Origin of the sequence: Achromobacter xylosoxidans, assembly GCF_001457475.1 — a bacterium.
Classification (GTDB): Bacteria; Pseudomonadota; Gammaproteobacteria; order Burkholderiales; family Burkholderiaceae_B; genus Achromobacter; species Achromobacter xylosoxidans.
On record NZ_LN831029.1, the window covers coordinates 4,782,303 to 4,799,485 of the forward strand.

Sequence of the window (17,183 nt, forward strand, 5' to 3'; positions counted from 1 at the left end):
AAACCTTTCCTTCTATTCAGTGCGACAGAGGATAGCAAAGGTATATCCGCCCCAGTACCCTGGCATCCCCCTAGGGAACTTGCGCAGGCGGCTCTCCACACACACCAGGACGGATTACCCCCCGCCGGCCAGCGCCAATCAGCCGCACTGGCGCTGGCGCCAGCAGTCGTAGCGCCACTTCCAGGGCTGCATCGGATCCTTGCCGGCCCACAGGCCGCGGCCGGCCGCCTTGGCCTGGCGCTGCAACTCGGGCATGGCCTTGTCGTTGAGGTAGTCGCCCTGACGCGCGGTGTAGGCCCAGGCGTAGCCGGCCTCGACCTGCAGCCGGTTGGCCGAGCGGCCGTCGTCCAGGATCAGCGCGCAGACGTCGCGGCCGTACTGGTCCTTCTGGTAGCACTGGGCGGTCAGGGTCTTGCCGGCCACCAGGCCGGCCAGGTGCTGGCGCGCGGCCTCGGCGTAGGGCTGGCCGGGCTGGTCGTTGCCATGGCCCTCTTCCGGCGCGTCGATGCTGTCCATGCGGATGCGGCGCTGGCCGTCGGGCGCGCGCAGCGTCACGGTGTCGCCGTCGGCGACGTTGACGATCATGCCGGTCAGGGTATAGCTGCCGGCGGGAACGTCGCCGGCCAGGGCCGCGCCGGGCTTGCCGCGCGGCGCGGGCGCGCTGGCGGCGGGTCGTTCGGCCGGCCGCTCGCCCCCCTGCCGGGCAGGCTGCAGCCAGTTGACGAGGGCGCCGGCCGCGGCCAGGATCAGGGCGACGACGAGGGCGGTCAGCTTGCTGCCGCCGAAGGGGGATTTGCCGCGCACGAGCCGGGCTCCGGAATCAGAAACGCAGGCAGTTTGCCACAGCCGGGCCGGCGCCGCGCGCGCCAGTGTGTCGCCGCCGGCACGGCGCCGCCGTCCGCCGCGCTACAGCCAGCCCGACTTGCGAAAGCGCCAGTACAGCAGCGAACAGACCGACACGATCACGCCCAGCGTGACCGGATAGCCGAACGGCGAATCCAGTTCGGGCATGAACTTGAAGTTCATGCCGTAGATGCCGGCGATGGCGGTGGGCACGGCCAGGATGGCGGCCCATGACGCCAGCTTGCGGGTGGTGTCGTTCTGCGCGGCCTGGCCGATCATCAGGCTGGCTTCGAAGGCGAAGGCCAGCGACTCGCGCAGCGAATTGAACAGTTCATCGACCCGCAGCACGCGGTCGGCCACCTCGCCGAAATACGGCCGCGCGTGTTCATCGACCGCCGACATCTCGACCCGCGCCAGGCGGCGGCAGATCTCGGCCAGCGGCGACACCACGGTGTGGATGCGCAGGAGGTCGCGGCGCTGGCGGTACAGCCTGCGGATGTCGGAGTCCTTGGCGCCGCGGATCAGCAGCTTCTGCTCGGCGCCCTCGACCACCGACTCGATCTTGCCGGCCGCCGCCACGTAGCGGTCCACCAGCCAGTCCAGCAGTTCGGAGGCGACGTAGTCGCTGCCGCGCTTGAGCAGGTCGGGCGAGGCCTCCAGCCGTTCGCGCAAGGGGCTGTGGCCGGCGGTGGCGCCGCGCCGCACGGTGACCAGGAAGCCTTCGCCGATCAGGAACTGGGTTTCACCGAAGATGGGGCGCTCGGCCTCGACCTCGACGGTGATGGCGACGATCAGCACCATGTTGCCGTAGTCGATGATCTTGGGCCGGCGGTGCGACTCCAGCATTTCTTCCATGTTCTTGTCGCAGGCGCCCAGTTGGTTGACGACGTCGGCAAGCCGTTCGGGGCTGGGATTGCGCAGGCCGATCCACACCATGCCGTGCTTGGGATCGACGTGCCTGCCCACCTCCTCGATGGGCACCTCGTGGTCGCGCCGGCCATTCACATAGGCGATGGAGGCCACGACTTCGCCCTGGGGCGGCGCGGCGACGGCGGCGGTTGCTTCGGTAGACATAGACATCCTTTGGCGATGCGAGCCCTGCGGGTGCAGCGTATCCAACGTATCGGCCGATGATAGCCCACCGGCGCCGCCGCGCGGCGGCGTCCGCGTCCGGGTCCGCGCCCCGGCGAACGCGCCCTACGCGAACAGGTTGCGCACGCGCCTGGCCACGTCCACGCTCGGCGCCTGCGGCGCCTTGGCCTCGCGCGCGGGCAGGTCGGGCGGCTTGGGCAGGTGGTCGAACAGCGGCAGCATGGCGTTGGTGATGTAGCGGGTGCGCGAGCCGTAGACGTGGCGGTCGCCCATGCCGGTCTGCTGGTGCACGTAGAAGCGCTGCGGCACGATCAGCTGCAGGCGTTCCTTGGCGCGCGTCATGGCCACGTACAGCAGACGCCTTTCTTCCTCGATCTCTTCGGCGCTGCCGGTGCTCATGTCGGACGGGATACAGCCGTCGACCACGTTCAGCACGTAGACCGCCTTCCATTCCTGGCCCTTGGCCGAGTGGATGGTGGACAGGATCATGTAGTCCTCGTCGCGCGATGGCGCGCCGGATTCGTCGCTGGTGGCGTCGGGCGGGTCCAGCGTCAGCTCGGTCAGGAAGCGCTCGCGCGACGGGTAGCCGGCGGCGATGCGCGCCAGCTGGTCCAGGTCGGTCTTGCGCACCCGCGCATCGTCGTACAGCCGTTCAAGCTGGCCGGCGTACCAGCGCAGCGCCAGGTCGACGTCGGCCGGCCAGCGCAGGCTTGGGTCGGCCAGCGCCGCGTAGGTGTCGGCGAACGCGCCCCACTCGGCCTGCGCCGCCGCCCCCGGCTTGAATTCGCGCAGCGCGCGCAGCGGTTCGGCCGATTGCGTCATGGCGTCCATCAGCTTGGCGGCGGTGGCCGGACCGATGCCGGGCAGCAGTTGCGCCACGCGGAACCCCGCCATGCGCCCGCGCGGGTTTTCGGCCCAGCGCAGCAGCGACAGCAGGTCCTTGACGTGCGCCGCTTCCAGAAAGCGCAGGCCGCCGAACTTGACGAAGGGGATGTTGCGGCGGGTCAGCTCCAGTTCGAGCGCGGCGCTGTGGCTGGAGGTGCGGAACAGCGCCGCCTGCGACTTGAGCGTGGCGCCGCCCTCGCGCTGCGCCAGCACCTGGTCGGCCACCCAGCGGGCCTGGCCGGCCTCGTCGCTGACGGTGACCAGCTCGGGCAACTGCGACGACTGCCGGTCGCTCCAGAGATCCTTGGCGTAGCGTTCGGCGGCCAGGCCGATGACGGCGTTGGAGGCGTTCAGGATGGGCTGGGTCGAGCGGTAGTTGCGGTCCAGCGTGATGACGCGGGCCGGCTGCGGGAACTGGGCCGGGAAATCGAGGATGTTGCGCACCGTGGCGGCGCGGAACGAATAGATCGACTGGGCGTCGTCGCCCACCACGGTCAGGCCGCGGCCGTCGGGTTTCATGGCCAGCAGGATGGCGGCCTGCAGGCGGTTGGTGTCCTGGTATTCGTCCACCAGCACGTGGTCGAAGCGGGCGCCGACGTCGGCGGCGATGGCCGCGTCGCCCATCATCTCGGCCCAGTACAGCAGCAGGTCGTCGTAGTCGAGCACCTGCTGGTCCTGCTTGGCGGCGACGTAGGCGCGGAACAGGTTCTTGAGCTCGTCCTCCCATTGCGCGCACCACGGGAAGGTGCCGTGCAGCACGTCGGCCACCGGCGTCTGGCTGTTGACCACGCGCGAGTAGATCGCCAGGCAGGTGCCCTTGAGCGGAAAGCGCGACTTGGTGGCGGACAGGCCGAGCTCGTGCCGCACCATGCCCATCAGGTCCTCGGCGTCGCCGCGGTCGTGGATGGTGAAGGCCTCGGACAGGCCGATGCGCTGGGCGCAGTCGCGCAGCAGGCGTGCGCCGATGGCGTGGAAGGTGCCGGCCCACGGCAGCGACGGCGCCTGCTGGGTGCCGCGCAGGTTCATGACCCGCTGCAGCACGCTGCCGACGCGGCGCTCCATTTCCTGGGCGGCGCGGCGCGAGAAGGTCAACAGCAGCATGCGCTGCGGATCGGCGCCGTTCAGGATCAGGTGGGCGACGCGGTGCGCCAGGGTGTTGGTCTTGCCCGAGCCGGCGCCGGCGATCACCAGCAGCGGGCCGTCGTCGCCCGCGCCGCCGACGCCGAATTCGGCGGCCTCGCGCTGGGCGGGGTTGAGGTCGGCCAGGGGATCGGGACGGCTGGACGGGTGGGCGGAATTCTGGTCGGACATGGGGCGTGGAATGGTGGGCGGCGGGCGCGGTCGGCGCGGCCCGATACCTGGGGATATATCCAGGTATCATAACCGCATCGCCCCCCGCTCCCGCTACCGCCGTTTTCCCCATGCGCCTGCTTGCCGGCACCGCTTCCTGGACCGACCCCACGCTGCTGGCGTGCGGCCGCTTCTACCCGCGCGAGGCGCACGACGCCCAGTCGCGGCTGCGCTTCTACGCCACCCGCTTCGGGCTGGCCGAGGTCGATTCCAGCTACTACGCCCTGCCCAGCGCCGAGAACGCCTACCTGTGGGCGCAGCGCACGCCCGACGATTTCGTCTTCAACATCAAGGCCTACCGCCTTTTCACCGGCCACCAGACGCCGCTGGCGGCCCTGCCCGCCGACATCCGCCGCGAGCTGGCCGACTGGCCCGAGCCGGTCATCTACCACCACGCCATGCCGGACGACCTGCGCGATGAACTCTGGCGCCGCTACACGCTGGCGCTGGAACCCTTGCGCATGGCCGGCAAGCTGGGCGCGGTGCACTTCCAGTTCCCGCCCTGGCTGCGGCGCGGGGCGCGCGGCGAGGCGCTGGTGGCCGAATGCGCGCGGCGCCTGCCGGAGCACCTGCTGTCGGTCGAATTCCGCCACCGCAGCTGGTTCGACTCCTCCGAGGCCACGGCTGCAACGCTGGCGCTAGAGCGCGAGCTGGGCCTGGTGCACACCGTGGTGGACGCGCCGCAGGGCTTCGACAACAGCGTGCCGGCCGTCTGGGAATGCACCCACCCCGAGCTGACGCTGCTGCGGCTGCATGGCCGCAACGTCGCCACCTGGAACGCCGGCGGCGCCGCCTCGTCAGGGCGCTTCCAATATGAGTATTCGGAGGCCGAGCTGGCCGAACTGGCGCGCCGCTTCCAGGAACTGGCGCAACGGAGCGCGCAGGCGCATGCGGTGTTCAACACCAACTTCGAGGACCAGGGCATGCGCAACGCCGCGGCCTTCGCGGCGGCGCTGGGCGGCGGACAGGACCGCCTGGGCTGAGGCCCTCGCGCCGTGTGGTCGCGGCGCGCAGGCTGCAAGCGCCGGCAGCCCGCCACCGGCTTTCAAGGCCCGTGCGGCGCCGCCGGCCTTCAACGCCGGCAGTCAGGCCGGCTGCGCCACCAGCGCGGGCGCCGCGGGCGTCATGCGCGCCACTTCGGCCAGGCTTTCCAGCAGCACCTCGAACTTGCGCGCGATGTCGTGCTCCGGCACGCAGGCATAGCCCAGCAGCAGGCCGGGCCGGCGGCCTTCGGCGCCGACGTAGTAGCGCGACAGCGCGCGCGTCAGCACGCCCTTGCGCCGCGCCACCTCGACCACCCGCAGGTCGTCCAGGTGCGGCGGCAGCGTCAGCACCAGGTGCAGGCCGGCCAGGCTGGCGTCGCGGTGCAGCCAGTCGGGCCCCAGGCGCCGTTCGATCAGGTTGACCAGCATGGCGCGGCGCCGCCCGTACAACATGCGCATGCGGCGGATGTGGGCGGCGTAGTGGCCCTCGGCGATGAAGGTGGCCAGCGCCGCGTGCGTCATCAGGTGGCCTTCGCGGTAGAGCTCGGCGTGGGCCGCCTGGAACGCCGCGGTCAAGGTCTTGGGCAGCACCAGGTAGCCGACCCGCAGCCCCGGGTACAGCGTCTTGCTGAAGGTGCCCATGTAGATCACGGGCGCGTCCGGCTCCAGCCCCAGCAGCGAGGCGATCGGCCGGCCCGAGAAGCGGAATTCGCTGTCGTAGTCGTCCTCGATGATCCAGCTGCCATGGCGCCGCGCCACCGCCAGCAACTGCCGGCGCCGCGCCAGCGACATCACCGGCCCCAGCGGATACTGGTGCGACGGGGTCACGAAGATGAAGCGCGGCGGCGCCATGCCAGGCGCCAGGTCGGCGTCCGGCAGCCGCATGCCTTCCTCGTCCACCGGCAGGTGCACCGTGTGCAGGCCGTTGGCCTGCAGCACCGTGCGCGCGCCCCAGTAGCCCGGGTCCTCGACCCAGGCGGTCTCGCCCGCCTCGCCCAGGATGCGGGTGGCCAGGTCGATGGCCTGGTGCGAGCCTTCGGTGATGAGGATCTGGTCGGGATCGCAGTCGATCGAGCGCGTCAGCGCCAGGTGCTGCGCCAGCGCCTCGCGCAGGGCCGGCAGGCCGCCGCCATAGGCGTAGGTGAGCAGGTCGGGGGTGGGGTTGCGCCACAGCGCGGAAAAGATGCGGCCGAACTTCTTGTGCGGAAATTCGGTCAGGTCGGGCACGCCCGGCATGAAGGCGCCCCACTGGTAGGGCGAGGCCGACACGCCGTCGACGATGGCGGCGCCGCGCGCCGACAGCGCCGGACGCGGTTGCGGCACCGGCGCGCGGCGCGACTGGCGGCCGCTGGCCAGATAGGAGTCGGGCTGCGAGGCATTGACGAAGGTGCCGTTGCCCTGCAGGCTGCGGGTGTAGCCTTCGGCCAGCAACTGGCCATAGACGTGCACCACGGTATTGCGGGCGATGCCGAGTTCGGCGGCCAGGTCGCGCGAGGCGGGCAGGCGCGAGTCGGCGGCGATGGATCCATCCAGGATGGCTTCGCGGATGCCGTGGTACAGGCGCTTGTTCATCGGCCCGCCGGCGGCATCGGCCAGGCGCAGTTGCAGCAAGTCTCCAACGATGGACCGCAATTGGTTCTACCTGATTTATAAAAGTGGTTCCCACCAATGGGGCCATAGTAGCATTAAAGTAAGGCTTTACCGCCCACTTGCCATCCGAGGCTGAGATGAAGAATCAGGACCTGAATACCCGCCGTTCCCTGGCCACGCCGCGCGGCGTCGGCGTCATGTGTGATTTCTACGCCGTGCGCGCCGAGAACGCCACGCTGTGGGATGCCGACGGCAAGGAATACATCGATTTCGCGGGCGGCATCGCGGTGCTGAACACCGGCCACCTGCACCCCAAGGTCAAGGCCGCCGTCAGCGCCCAGCTCGACAACTTCACCCACACGGCCTACCAGATCGTGCCGTACGAAGGCTATGTGTCGCTGGCCGAGCGCATCAACCGCCTGGCCCCGATCGACGGCCTGAAGAAGTCGGCCTTCTTCACCACCGGCGTCGAAGCCGTCGAAAACGCCGTCAAGATCGCGCGCTCGGCCACCGGCCGTTCGGGCGTCATCGCCTTCTCGGGCTCGTTCCACGGCCGCACCATGCTGGGCATGGCGCTGACCGGCAAGGTCGCCCCCTACAAGCTGTCGTTCGGCCCGATGCCGGGCGACATCTACCACGTGCCGTTCCCCAACGGCACCCAGTCCATCACCGTGGCCGACTCGCTCAAGGCGCTGGACCTGCTGTTCAAGGTCGACATCGATCCCAAGCGCGTCGCCGCGATCATCATCGAACCGGTGCAGGGCGAAGGCGGCTTCAACATCACCCCGCCCGAACTGATGACGGCGCTGCGCAAGATCTGCGACGAGCACGGCATCCTGCTGATCGCCGACGAAGTGCAGACCGGCTTCGGCCGCACCGGCAAGCTGTTCGCCATGGAGCACCATTCGGTGCAGGCCGACCTGATCACCATGGCCAAGAGCCTGGGCGGCGGCTTCCCGATCTCGGGCGTGGTCGGCCGCGCCGACGTCATGGACGGCCCGGCCGCCGGCGGCCTGGGCGGCACCTACGCCGGCAACCCGCTGGCGGTGGCCGCGGCCCACGCCGTGCTGGACGTGATCGCCGAGGAAAAGCTGTGCGAGCGCGCCGTGCAACTGGGCGACAAGCTGCGCGCCCGCCTCGAGGGCCTGCGCGCCAAGGTGCCGGGCATCGCCGACGTGCGCGGCCTGGGTTCGATGGTGGCGCTGGAACTGAACGACGCCAACGGCAAGCCCGATGCCGAGGCGGTCAAGAAGGTGCAGGCCCGCGCCATCGCGCAAGGCCTGATCTTGCTAAGCTGCGGCGTGTACGGCAACGTCCTGCGCTTCCTGTACCCCTTGACCATTCCCGACGCCCAGTTCGACCGCGCGCTGGACATCCTGGCCGAGTCGCTGGCCGCCTAAGCGCCAATCCGATCATCCGGTTTTGCGGCCGTCGGGCACGGCGATTGCGGGCGTAGCGGATTTCCGCTGCGCCCGCGTCAGTTCCGCCCCGGCGGCCGCGTTCCTATAGAGGAGACTATTGCAATGACGTCATTGACCCATCCCCTGTCGCGCCCGGAACTGCTGCGCGACGCCTGCTACATCGACGGCAAGTGGGTATCCGCCGGCAACGGCCCGTCCATTCCCGTGGACAATCCTTCCACCGGCAAGACCATCGTGTCGGTGCCCAAGCTGGGCCGCAAGGAGACCGAGCAGGCCATCGCCAGCGCCGAGGCCGCCCTGCCCGCCTGGAGCGCCAAGACCGGCAAGGAACGCGCCGCGATCCTGCTGAAGTGGGCCCAGCTGATGATGCAGAACCAGCAGGACCTGGCCGCCATCATGACCTCGGAACAGGGCAAGCCCGTGACCGAGGCCGCCGGCGAAATCGCCTACGCCGCCTCGTTCCTGGAATGGTTCGCCGAGGAAGCCAAGCGCATCGACGGCGACGTGCTGCAAAGCCCCAAGGCCGGCCAGCGCCTGCTGGCCCTGAAGCAGCCGATCGGCGTCACCGCCGCCATCACGCCGTGGAACTTCCCCGCCGCCATGATCACCCGCAAGGTCGGCCCGGCCCTGGCCGCCGGCTGCACCATGGTGGTCAAGCCCGCCCAGCAGACGCCGCTGACCGCGCTGGCGCTGGCGGTGCTGGCCGAAGAGGCCGGCGTGCCGGCCGGCGTGTTCCACGTCATCACCGGCAGCTCGCGCGAGATCGGCGCGGCGCTGTGCGAAAGCGACGTGGTGCGCAAGCTGAGCTTCACCGGTTCGACCGAAGTCGGCCGCACGCTGATGGAGCAATGCGCCCCCACCATCAAGAAGCTGTCGCTGGAACTGGGGGGCAACGCGCCCTTCATCGTGTTCGACGACGCCGACCTGGACCGCGCGGTCGACGGCATCCTGGCCTCCAAGTATCGCAACGCCGGCCAGACCTGCGTCTGCGCCAACCGCATCTACGTGCAGGCCGGCGTGTACGAGGAAATCGCCAAGCGCCTGGTGGCCAAGGTCAACGCCATGAAGGTCGGCGACGGCTTCGAGGACGGCGTGACGCAAGGTCCGCTGATCGATGCCAACGCCATCGAGAAGGTGCAGGAACACATCGCCGACGCCACCGCGCACGGCGCCAAGGTCATCGCCGGCGGCAAGCCGCATGCGCTGGGCGGCACGTTCTTCGAGCCGACCGTGGTGCGCGACGTGACCCAGTCGATGCGCTTCGCGACCGAGGAAACCTTCGGCCCGGTGGCGCCGCTGTTCCGCTTCGAGTCCGAGGAAGAAGTCATCGGCATGGCCAACGACACCATCTTCGGCCTGGCCGCCTACTTCTTCACCCGCGACTACGCCCGCATCTGGCGCGTGTCCGAGGCGCTGGAATACGGCATCGTCGGCATCAACACCGGCCTGATCTCCAACGAAGTCGGCCCCTTCGGCGGCGTCAAGCAGTCCGGCCTGGGCCGCGAAGGCTCCAAGTACGGCATCGAGGAATACCTCGAGATCAAGTACCTCTGCGTTGACCTGGGCGCCTGAGCGCGTCCTGCCTCCCCCGGGCGCCCGCCCGGGGGGAAGATAAACGGGGCTCCGGTCCCGTTTATCCCCAGGAATTGTGGACAACCTGGCAGATAACTCCTGCACAGGTACAAAATCCCCTTTGAGTTCATGCGGTTATAAATCGCGATCAAATGCCGCCCAGGCGTGATAGATTTGCGCGTTCCCTGGACGAGCGACCATGAGCAGAACTTTTACCCGTGAGGACACCCGCAAGCTGGCCGGCATTTTGGCCGAGGCCGCGCAGGCGGAGGTCATGCCGCGTTTTCGCAACCTGCCCGAGGGCAGCGTGCGCGACAAGAGCTCGCCGCGCGACCTGGTCACCGATGCCGACGAGGCCGCCGAGCGCCTGATCGCCGCGCGCCTGGCCAGGCTGCACCCGGGCGCGGTGCTGATCGGCGAGGAAGCCTCGACCCGCAATCCGGCCCTGCTGAACATGCTGGTCGACGCCGACCTGGCGTTCCTGATCGATCCCATCGACGGCACCCGCAACTACGTTGCCGGCCTGCCGCTGTTCGGCATGATGATCGCCGCCTGTCATCGCGGCGACGTGATCGCCGGCGTGATCTACGACCCGGTCAACCGCGACAGCGCGCTGGCGGTGCGCGGCGAAGGCGCCTGGATGGAGTACGAGAGCGGCAAGCAGGCGCCGCTGGCCGTGGCCAGCCCCGCGCCGCCCGAGGACATGGACGGCCTGATCTCGACCGGCGCCCTGCCCGAGCCGCTGCGCACCACCGTCAACGGCAACCTGTCGCGCCTGGGCAGCACCGCCAGCCTGCGCTGCGCCGCCCATGAATACCGCATGCTGGCGGCCGGCCACAGCCACGTCGCCCTGTACAACCAGCTGACTGCCTGGGACCACGCGGCCGGCTGGCTGCTGCACCGCGAGGCCGGCGGCTACGCGGCGCGCTTCGACGGCTCGCCCTACAAGCCCACCCACCGCAGCGGCGGGCTGCTGTACGCCCCCGACGCGGGCAGCTGGCATGCCGCGCGCAAGGCGCTGCTGGGCGATGCGATTGCCGACGCCGAGGCTTGACAATCCCCGCCAACACACCGGGAAATCCTTGCAAAATCGGGGTAATCCCTAGGAATTATCCACAGTATCTGTGGACAACCCTATGGAAAGGTCTGTAACGGCGCAAAAAAATCCTTACAGGGCGGGTACTTGGTTAAACCGGTCAAAAACCGGCCGCCGCCCCGTCCCCTTCTAGGGGGCTGTCAGCGCCTCCAGGGCCATGGCGCTGGGCAGCTCGACCTTCAGCGTCAGCAGGTTGTCGGCCCGCGTGCGGCCCAGGTTGATGGCGGCGATCGGCATGCCGTTGCGCGAGGCCGCCGTGACGAAGCGGTAGCCCGAATAGACCATCAGCGACGAGCCCACCACCAGCACCGCGTCGGCCGCCATCAGGCCGGCGTTGGCGCGGTCGACCCGCTCGCGCGGCACGGTTTCGCCGAAGAACACCACGTCGGGCTTGACGATGCCGCCGCAGACCGGACAGGGCGGCACCTGGAACGAAGCGAAATCCACGCCATCCAGGTCGGCATCGCCATCGGGCGCGTCGTCGGCCTCGAAGGCGATCCAGCCGGGGTTGCGCTGGTGCAGCGTTTGCTGCCAGGCATCGCGATGGCCGCGCCAGTCGCAGTTCATGCAGCGCACCTGATCGAGCCGGCCATGCAGGTCGACCACGTCGCGGCTGCCCGCGGCTTCATGCAGCCCGTCGACATTCTGCGTCACCAGGATCGACACCCGGCCGCGCTGCTGCAATTGCGCCAGCGCGCGGTGCGAGGCGTTGGGCTGCACCTGGCCGAAGCGGCGCCAACCGACCATGCTGCGGGCCCAGTAGCGGGCGCGCGCGTATTCGCCGCCCATGAAGGTCTGCAGCGTCATCGGCGGCGAACGCTTCCATTCGCCGTCGGTGTCACGGTAGTCGGGGATGCCGGAATCGGTGCTGACGCCCGCCCCGGTCAGCACGAACAGCCGCGGGTGGCGGTCGACGAAGCCGCGCAGCGCGGCCAGATCCGAAACACGTGTGTCCATCCAGGCTCCCGTAGCGAATCCCGGGCGTCAGCGCCGCCCGGGCGAGAAGCGGGCGGCGCCAGGGCCGCCCAGCCGAAACGCGGACGCCGTCTCAGCCGCCCAGGCCGCAGTCCGGCATGTCGCTGACCAGGCTGGCCTGGGTGACGTTGCTGCCCGGCGGCACGCTGCGCGTAAGCCAGACGTTGCCGCCGATGGTCGAACCCTTGCCGATGGTGACGCGCCCCAGGATGGTGGCGCCCGCGTAGATGACGACATCATCTTCGATCAGCGGGTGGCGCGCCAGGCCTTTCTTGAGTTCGCCGTTCTCGCCCGGCGGGAAGCGCTTGGCGCCCAGCGTGACCATCTGGTAGAGCCGCACGCGGTCGCCGATGATGGCGGTTTCGCCGATCACCACGCCGGTGCCGTGGTCGATGAAGAAGCTGCGGCCGATGGTGGCGCCCGGGTGGATGTCGATCCCGGTGTCGGCGTGGGCGATCTCGGCCACGATGCGGGCCAGCATCGGCACGCCCAGGCGGTACAACACGTTGGCCAGGCGGTGGTGGATCATGGCCGCCACGCCCGGATAGCACAGCAGCACCTCGTCGACGCTGTGCGCGGCCGGGTCGCCCTGGTAGGCGGCGGTCACGTCCAGGTCGAGCGCGGCGCGCACCCGCGGCAATTCGGCGCCGAACTGGCGCACGATGTCGATGGCGCGCTGCTGCGAAACGGCCTGCTGCGCCGGATCGTCGCGGCCGACGTATTGCAGTTCCAGGTTGACCTGGTGCAGCAGCGCATCGAGCGCCGCGCCGATGGTGTGGCCGACGTAGAAGTCCTCGACCTCCTCGCGCAGGTCGATGGGCCCCAGCCGCATGGGGAACAAGGCGCCACAGAGGTCCTTGATGATCTGGCGCAGGGCTTCCTGCGACGGGAACTCGCGCAGGCCGGCGTCTTCGCGCAGGCGGCCGCGCGGGCCGCGCCAGGCCACCCGCGCCTGGCGCAGGCCCGAGACGATGCTGTCCAGGTTCCAGTGGGCGGTGGGAAGGTAGGCCGGGCCGCTCATTGGAACAGCCCCGGCAGGATGCCGGCCGGGCCGGCGGACGGAAGGGAATCGAGCATGACAGTGCCTCGGTGACGGTGCATCGCCCGTGACGGCCGGGCCGCGCGGCGATGCTGCTTCGCAATATTTCCGTCAACTGTAACCGCTCGGCCCGCTTCGCGGAACCCATCCGACACGCCGTTGGGGTTATGGCGCGGGCGGCTCGCCCTCGTAGCCGTGCGGATTGCCCTGCTGCCAGCGCCAGCCATCGGCGCACATGGCCTCGACCCCGCGGGTGCTGCGCCAGCCCAGCAGCGACGCCGCCAGCGCGGGATCCGCCCACATCCGCTCGATGTCGCCGGCCCGGCGCGGCGCCTTGCGCAACGGGATGCGGCGCTGGCTGACCCGCTCGAAGGCGCGCACCAGTTCCAGCACGCTGGTGCCCTGCCCCGTGCCCAGGTTCACCGCCACGAAGCCCGCGTGATCGGCGGCATAGGCCAGCGCCTGCACGTGGCCCTGCGCCAGGTCCATGACGTGCAGGTAATCGCGCACGCCGGTGCCGTCCTCGGTGGCGTAGTCATCGCCGAACACGTTCAGGAACGGCTGGCGCCCCACCGCCACCTGGGTGATGTAGGGAAACAGGTTGTTGGGCACGTCGCGCGGGCTTTCGCCGATCTGGCCGCTGGGATGGGCGCCGATCGGGTTGAAGTAGCGCAGCGTCACCGCGCCGAACGCCGGCTCGGCGGCGCACAGGTCGCGCAGCATCTGTTCGACCATCAGCTTGCTGCGGCCGTAGGGGTTGGCCGGCGCCAGCGGATGCGCCTCGGTGAACGGCAGCGCGCGCGGCTCGCCATAGACGGTGGCCGACGAGCTGAACACCAGCCGCGTCACGCCCTCCTCGCGCATGGCGCGCAACAGCGCCACCGAGCCGGACACGTTGTTGTCGTAGTACTTGAGCGGATCGGCCACCGATTCGCCGACCGCCTTGCAGCCGGCCAGGTGCAGCACCGCCCGCACCGGATCACCGCGCCGCGCCTCGCGCGCCAGCAGCGCCTGCACCAGCCCGGTCTGGCGGATATCGCCCTCGACCAGCGGGATCGACGCGCCGCACAGGCGCTCGACCCGCCGCACCGCCTCCGGGCTGCCGTTGCTGAAGTTGTCCAGCACCAGCGGCCGCTGGCCCGCCGCCAGCATCGCCACCAGGGTGTGGGCGCCGATGTAGCCGGCGCCGCCGGTGACCAGCACGCGCATGTCCGTCATGCCGCTCTCCGTTCAAAGATGCGCCGCCACGCCCGGCACCCAGGCATGGCGCGGGCGCGGCGCCTGGGCGTGGCCGCGGTAGCGGTCGATCCAGTACGAGGTGGACGCGTCGTGGCCCCAGTCGACCACGCCGGCCGACACCGGCACCGCCAGCTCGCGCTCGATGCCGGTGGCCAGCCGCTTGCCCAGTTCCACGCCCCACTGGTCGAAGGGGTTGACGCCCCATACCACGCTCTGCACGAACACTTTGTGCTCATACAGCGCCAACAACGCGCCCAAGCCGCGCGGATCGAGCTGGCGCAGCACGATCAGGGTCGAGGGCCGCCCGCCCGGATGCACCATGTGGTGCGCCAGGCTCAAGGCCTTGTCGGGATCATCGACCTGGGCCACGTCCAGCAGCGCCTGTTCCAGGCTCTTGCCGCGCAGCAGCGCCTGGCGCTGCGCCAGGCAGTTGGCCAGCAGCATGCGATGGGCGTCGGGACTGTCCGGATGGCCCTGCAGGCTGGCGATGAAATCGACCGGCGCGCCCTGCGCGCTCTGGTGCAGCCACTGGAAGAAGGTGTGCTGGCCGTCGGTGCCTGGCATGCCCCAGATGATCGGCGCGGTGGGCACGTCGACCTCGGCGCCATCGCCGCCGACGCGCTTGCCCAGCGATTCCATTTCCAGCTGCTGCAGATAGGTCACCAGGTGCAGCAAGCGCGCGCTGTAGGCGGCGATGTTGAGCGAACCGTGGCCCAGCACGCTGCAATTGACCAGTCCGGCCAGCGCCAGCTGCACCGGCGCATTGGCCGCCAGGGGCGCCTGCTGGAAATGCTGGTCCATGGCTTCGGCGCCGGCGCGCATGCCGATCAGCACGTCGACCCCCACGGTCAGGGCGATCGACAGGCCCGCCACCGACCACACGGAATAGCGCCCGCCGACCCAATCGCACATGTGGAACACCTGGCTCGACGGCACGCCCAGGGCGCGCGCGGCCGGCACGTTGGCGGTGACCGCCGCCAGGTGCGTGGACGGGTCGGCCACCCCGCCCTGCTTGAGCCAGGCAATGGCGGCGCGGGCGTTGTGCAGCGTTTCGGCGGTGGTGAAGGACTTGGACGACACCACCACCAGGCAGCGGCGCGGGTCCAGCCCGGCCACCGCGTCATGGAAGGCGTGGCCGTCGATGTTGGAGACGAAACGGATCTGGCGCCGCTGCCCCGGGCCGCCGAAGGCCTGGATCGCCAGGCGCGGCCCCCAGTCGCTGCCGCCGATGCCCACGTGCAATACCGAGGAAAAATCGGCGGTCTGGTCGATGCGCCGCACGAAATCCGCCATGCGCGAGTACTCGCACACCGAATCCTGGTCCTGCCCGTCCGGCTGTTCGCGCGTGCGGCCGGCCCGCAGCGCGGTGTGCCAGGCCGGCTTGCCTTCGGTCCAGTTGACCGGCCCGCCGGCGAACAATGCCTGCCGCGCCGCGTCCAGTCCGCGGGCGCGCAGCAGGGCCGCGGCGGCCGTGTCCAGCGCGGCGGACTGCCGCTGCATGGTCAGGTCCACGCACAGGCCGGCCGCCTCGATCACCTTCAGCGCCGCCGCGTCGAGCGCGGCACCGCGCGCCGCCTGCGCGAACGCCTGCCATTCGGGGCTGGCGGCCAGGCTGTCCACCTCGGTCCCGGCCCGGGCCTCTCTCGCAAAATTCGCCTTTCCCATCGCGTGATGCTCCTTAGAACGGTAAACGGATATGAGGCGCAACGCGCCGGAACGCATTGCGGAAGTCCTCCTCGATACGGGCCAGGGCGGCCACGGAGTCTCCTTCGAAACGCAGCACCACCGTCGGCGTGGTGTTGGACGGCCTCGCCAGGCCGAAGCCGTCGGCGTAGTCGACACGCACCCCGTCCAGGTCGTTGATGGACAGCGCGCCGGGAAACGTCCCGCCTTCGCGCAGGGCCGTCACCAGTTCGAACTGTTCGCCTTCGGTGGTTTCCAGCTTGATTTCCGGGGTGGCGCAGGATTGCGGCAGGCTCTCCAGCAGCGCCGAGGGATTGGGCGCGGCCGACAGGATCTCCAGCAGCCGCGCGGCGGCGTAGATGCCGTCGTCAAAGCCGTACCAGCGTTCCTTGAAAAACACGTGGCCGCTCATTTCGCCGGCCAGCAGCGCGCCGGTCTCGCGCATCTTGGCCTTGATCAGCGAGTGTCCCGTCTTCCACATGGTGGCCTTGCCGCCGGCCTCGACGATGGCGCGCGCCACATGGCGGCTGCACTTGACGTCGTAGAGGATCTCCGCACCCGGATTGCGCGCCAGCACGTCGCGCGCGAACAGGATCAGTTGCCGGTCGGGCCAGATGATCTGGCCCGACTTGGTGACCACGCCCAGCCGGTCGCCGTCGCCGTCGAACGCCAGCCCCACTTCGCAATCCGAGTAGCGCAGGCAATAGATCAGGTCCTGCAGGTTCTGCGGATCGGCCGGGTCCGGATGATGTCCGGGAAAGGACCCATCCACCTCGCAGAACAATTCCGTGACCTCGCAGCCCAGCGCGCGGAACAACGCCGGCGCCACCGCGCCGGCCACGCCGCTGCCGCAATCGATGGCGATCTTCATCGGCCGCGCCATGCGGATGTCGCCGACCAGCCGCGCCGCGTAGCATGGTTGGATCTGCATCTGCGTGCGGCCGCCGGCGACGCTGGCCGATTCGATCGGCAGGCGCATCGCGTCGCGCAGCGCGGTGATGCCCTCGCCATACAGCGAGGCGCCGTCCAGCACGATCTTGAAGCCGTTGTGGGTCGGCGGGTTGTGGCTGCCGGTGACGGCGATGCCCGCGCCGGTATCCATCAGGCGGGTGGCGAAGTACACCATGGGCGTGGTCGCCATGCCGATGTCGATGACGTGCAGCCCGGCCGAGCGCAGCCCGGCCTGCAGCGCCGCCGCCAGCTCCACGCTGCTCAGGCGACCGTCGCGTCCGACCACCATGGCGCGCGCGCCCAGCTCCAGCGCCCGCGCGCCCGCCGCCATGCCCAGGCTGTGGGCGAAGCGCGCGTCGATTTCATCGGGCACGGTGCCGCGTATGTCGTATGCCTTGAAGACCGCATCCAGGATCTGCGGGGTTTCCCAGCCAAACGTTCCATGCATGCCAGTTCTCCGCGGA

At 69.8% G+C, this 17,183-nt stretch carries 13 protein-coding genes; 4 read left to right on the forward strand and 9 right to left on the reverse strand.

Annotation, left to right across the window (positions count from 1 at the left end; translation table 11 throughout):
* Window positions 1-138: 138 nt before the first annotated feature.
* From AT699_RS21430 to AT699_RS21440, 3 genes are all read right to left on the reverse strand, one after another.
* Window positions 139-804 carry a thermonuclease family protein gene (locus AT699_RS21430; protein ID WP_020928817.1) on the reverse strand — a complete coding sequence of 222 codons (666 nt, stop codon included), beginning with the start codon at window positions 802-804 and terminating at the stop codon, window positions 139-141.
* A gap of 102 nt (window positions 805-906) precedes the next feature.
* A complete protein-coding gene (locus AT699_RS21435) occupies window positions 907-1,917 on the reverse strand; it encodes a magnesium and cobalt transport protein CorA (RefSeq protein WP_006387759.1) in 1,011 nt (336 codons plus the stop codon).
* Between the two features lie 123 nt (window positions 1,918-2,040).
* Window positions 2,041-4,131 carry an ATP-dependent helicase gene (locus AT699_RS21440; RefSeq protein ID WP_024069814.1) on the reverse strand — a complete coding sequence of 697 codons (2,091 nt, stop codon included), beginning with the start codon at window positions 4,129-4,131 and terminating at the stop codon, window positions 2,041-2,043.
* 110 nt (window positions 4,132-4,241) lie between these two features.
* On the opposite strand from AT699_RS21440, the gene AT699_RS21445 reads away from it, so the two are divergent.
* Window positions 4,242-5,153 carry a DUF72 domain-containing protein gene (locus AT699_RS21445; RefSeq protein ID WP_020928819.1) on the forward strand — a complete coding sequence of 304 codons (912 nt, stop codon included), beginning with the start codon at window positions 4,242-4,244 and terminating at the stop codon, window positions 5,151-5,153.
* 102 nt (window positions 5,154-5,255) lie between these two features.
* On the opposite strand, the gene pdxR is transcribed toward AT699_RS21445, so the two are convergent.
* Window positions 5,256-6,785, reverse strand: a complete 1,530-nt coding sequence (gene pdxR / locus AT699_RS21450; RefSeq protein WP_353630597.1) for a MocR-like pyridoxine biosynthesis transcription factor PdxR — start codon at window positions 6,783-6,785, stop codon at window positions 5,256-5,258.
* A gap of 95 nt (window positions 6,786-6,880) precedes the next feature.
* On the opposite strand from pdxR, the gene AT699_RS21455 reads away from it, so the two are divergent.
* The 3 genes from AT699_RS21455 to AT699_RS21465 all read left to right on the forward strand — a co-directional run bounded on the left by AT699_RS21455 (window position 6,881) and on the right by AT699_RS21465 (window position 10,790).
* On the forward strand, window positions 6,881-8,143 hold the full coding sequence (locus AT699_RS21455) for a 4-aminobutyrate--2-oxoglutarate transaminase (RefSeq protein WP_024069815.1): 1,263 nt from the start codon (window positions 6,881-6,883) through the stop codon (window positions 8,141-8,143).
* Between the two features lie 123 nt (window positions 8,144-8,266).
* Window positions 8,267-9,736 (forward strand): NAD-dependent succinate-semialdehyde dehydrogenase, encoded by a 1,470-nt coding sequence (locus tag AT699_RS21460; RefSeq protein ID WP_024069816.1) that lies wholly within the window; start codon window positions 8,267-8,269, stop codon window positions 9,734-9,736.
* A 199-nt stretch (window positions 9,737-9,935) separates the two neighbouring features.
* The gene (locus tag AT699_RS21465; protein WP_020928823.1) at window positions 9,936-10,790 is read left to right on the forward strand and encodes an inositol monophosphatase family protein; all 855 of its coding nucleotides are present in this window, start codon (window positions 9,936-9,938) and stop codon (window positions 10,788-10,790) included.
* Between the two features lie 171 nt (window positions 10,791-10,961).
* On the opposite strand, the gene AT699_RS21470 is transcribed toward AT699_RS21465, so the two are convergent.
* The 5 genes from AT699_RS21470 to AT699_RS21490 form a co-directional block, all read right to left on the reverse strand.
* On the reverse strand, window positions 10,962-11,789 hold the full coding sequence (locus AT699_RS21470; protein WP_024069817.1) for an NAD-dependent protein deacetylase: 828 nt from the start codon (window positions 11,787-11,789) through the stop codon (window positions 10,962-10,964).
* A gap of 91 nt (window positions 11,790-11,880) precedes the next feature.
* Window positions 11,881-12,828, reverse strand: coding sequence for a serine O-acetyltransferase EpsC (epsC, locus tag AT699_RS21475; protein ID WP_006387751.1), 948 nt, complete (start codon window positions 12,826-12,828; stop codon window positions 11,881-11,883).
* 183 nt (window positions 12,829-13,011) lie between these two features.
* A complete protein-coding gene (gene galE / locus AT699_RS21480) occupies window positions 13,012-14,064 on the reverse strand; it encodes a UDP-glucose 4-epimerase GalE (protein ID WP_006387750.1) in 1,053 nt (350 codons plus the stop codon).
* Window positions 14,065-14,076: 12 nt separating this feature from the next.
* Window positions 14,077-15,750, reverse strand: a complete 1,674-nt coding sequence (gene pgi / locus AT699_RS21485; RefSeq protein WP_024069818.1) for a glucose-6-phosphate isomerase — start codon at window positions 15,748-15,750, stop codon at window positions 14,077-14,079.
* Window positions 15,751-15,763: 13 nt separating this feature from the next.
* A complete protein-coding gene (locus AT699_RS21490) occupies window positions 15,764-17,167 on the reverse strand; it encodes a phosphomannomutase/phosphoglucomutase (RefSeq protein WP_006387748.1) in 1,404 nt (467 codons plus the stop codon).
* Window positions 17,168-17,183 lie beyond the last annotated feature (16 nt).

What these genes read in the sequence shown, in the direction of transcription:
- AT699_RS21490 (WP_006387748.1), bottom strand. Translation starts at nt 17,167, where the DNA reads ATGCATGGAACGTTTGGCTGGGAAACCCCGCAGATCCTGGATGCGGTC.
- AT699_RS21460 (WP_024069816.1), top strand. Translation starts at nt 8,267, where the DNA reads ATGACGTCATTGACCCATCCCCTGTCGCGCCCGGAACTGCTGCGCGAC.
- AT699_RS21440 (WP_024069814.1), bottom strand. Translation starts at nt 4,131, where the DNA reads ATGTCCGACCAGAATTCCGCCCACCCGTCCAGCCGTCCCGATCCCCTG.
- AT699_RS21435 (WP_006387759.1), bottom strand. Translation starts at nt 1,917, where the DNA reads ATGTCTACCGAAGCAACCGCCGCCGTCGCCGCGCCGCCCCAGGGCGAA.
- epsC (WP_006387751.1), bottom strand. Translation starts at nt 12,828, where the DNA reads ATGAGCGGCCCGGCCTACCTTCCCACCGCCCACTGGAACCTGGACAGC.
- AT699_RS21445 (WP_020928819.1), top strand. Translation starts at nt 4,242, where the DNA reads ATGCGCCTGCTTGCCGGCACCGCTTCCTGGACCGACCCCACGCTGCTG.
- pgi (WP_024069818.1), bottom strand. Translation starts at nt 15,750, where the DNA reads ATGGGAAAGGCGAATTTTGCGAGAGAGGCCCGGGCCGGGACCGAGGTG.
- AT699_RS21455 (WP_024069815.1), top strand. Translation starts at nt 6,881, where the DNA reads ATGAAGAATCAGGACCTGAATACCCGCCGTTCCCTGGCCACGCCGCGC.
- AT699_RS21470 (WP_024069817.1), bottom strand. Translation starts at nt 11,789, where the DNA reads ATGGACACACGTGTTTCGGATCTGGCCGCGCTGCGCGGCTTCGTCGAC.
- galE (WP_006387750.1), bottom strand. Translation starts at nt 14,064, where the DNA reads ATGACGGACATGCGCGTGCTGGTCACCGGCGGCGCCGGCTACATCGGC.
- AT699_RS21465 (WP_020928823.1), top strand. Translation starts at nt 9,936, where the DNA reads ATGAGCAGAACTTTTACCCGTGAGGACACCCGCAAGCTGGCCGGCATT.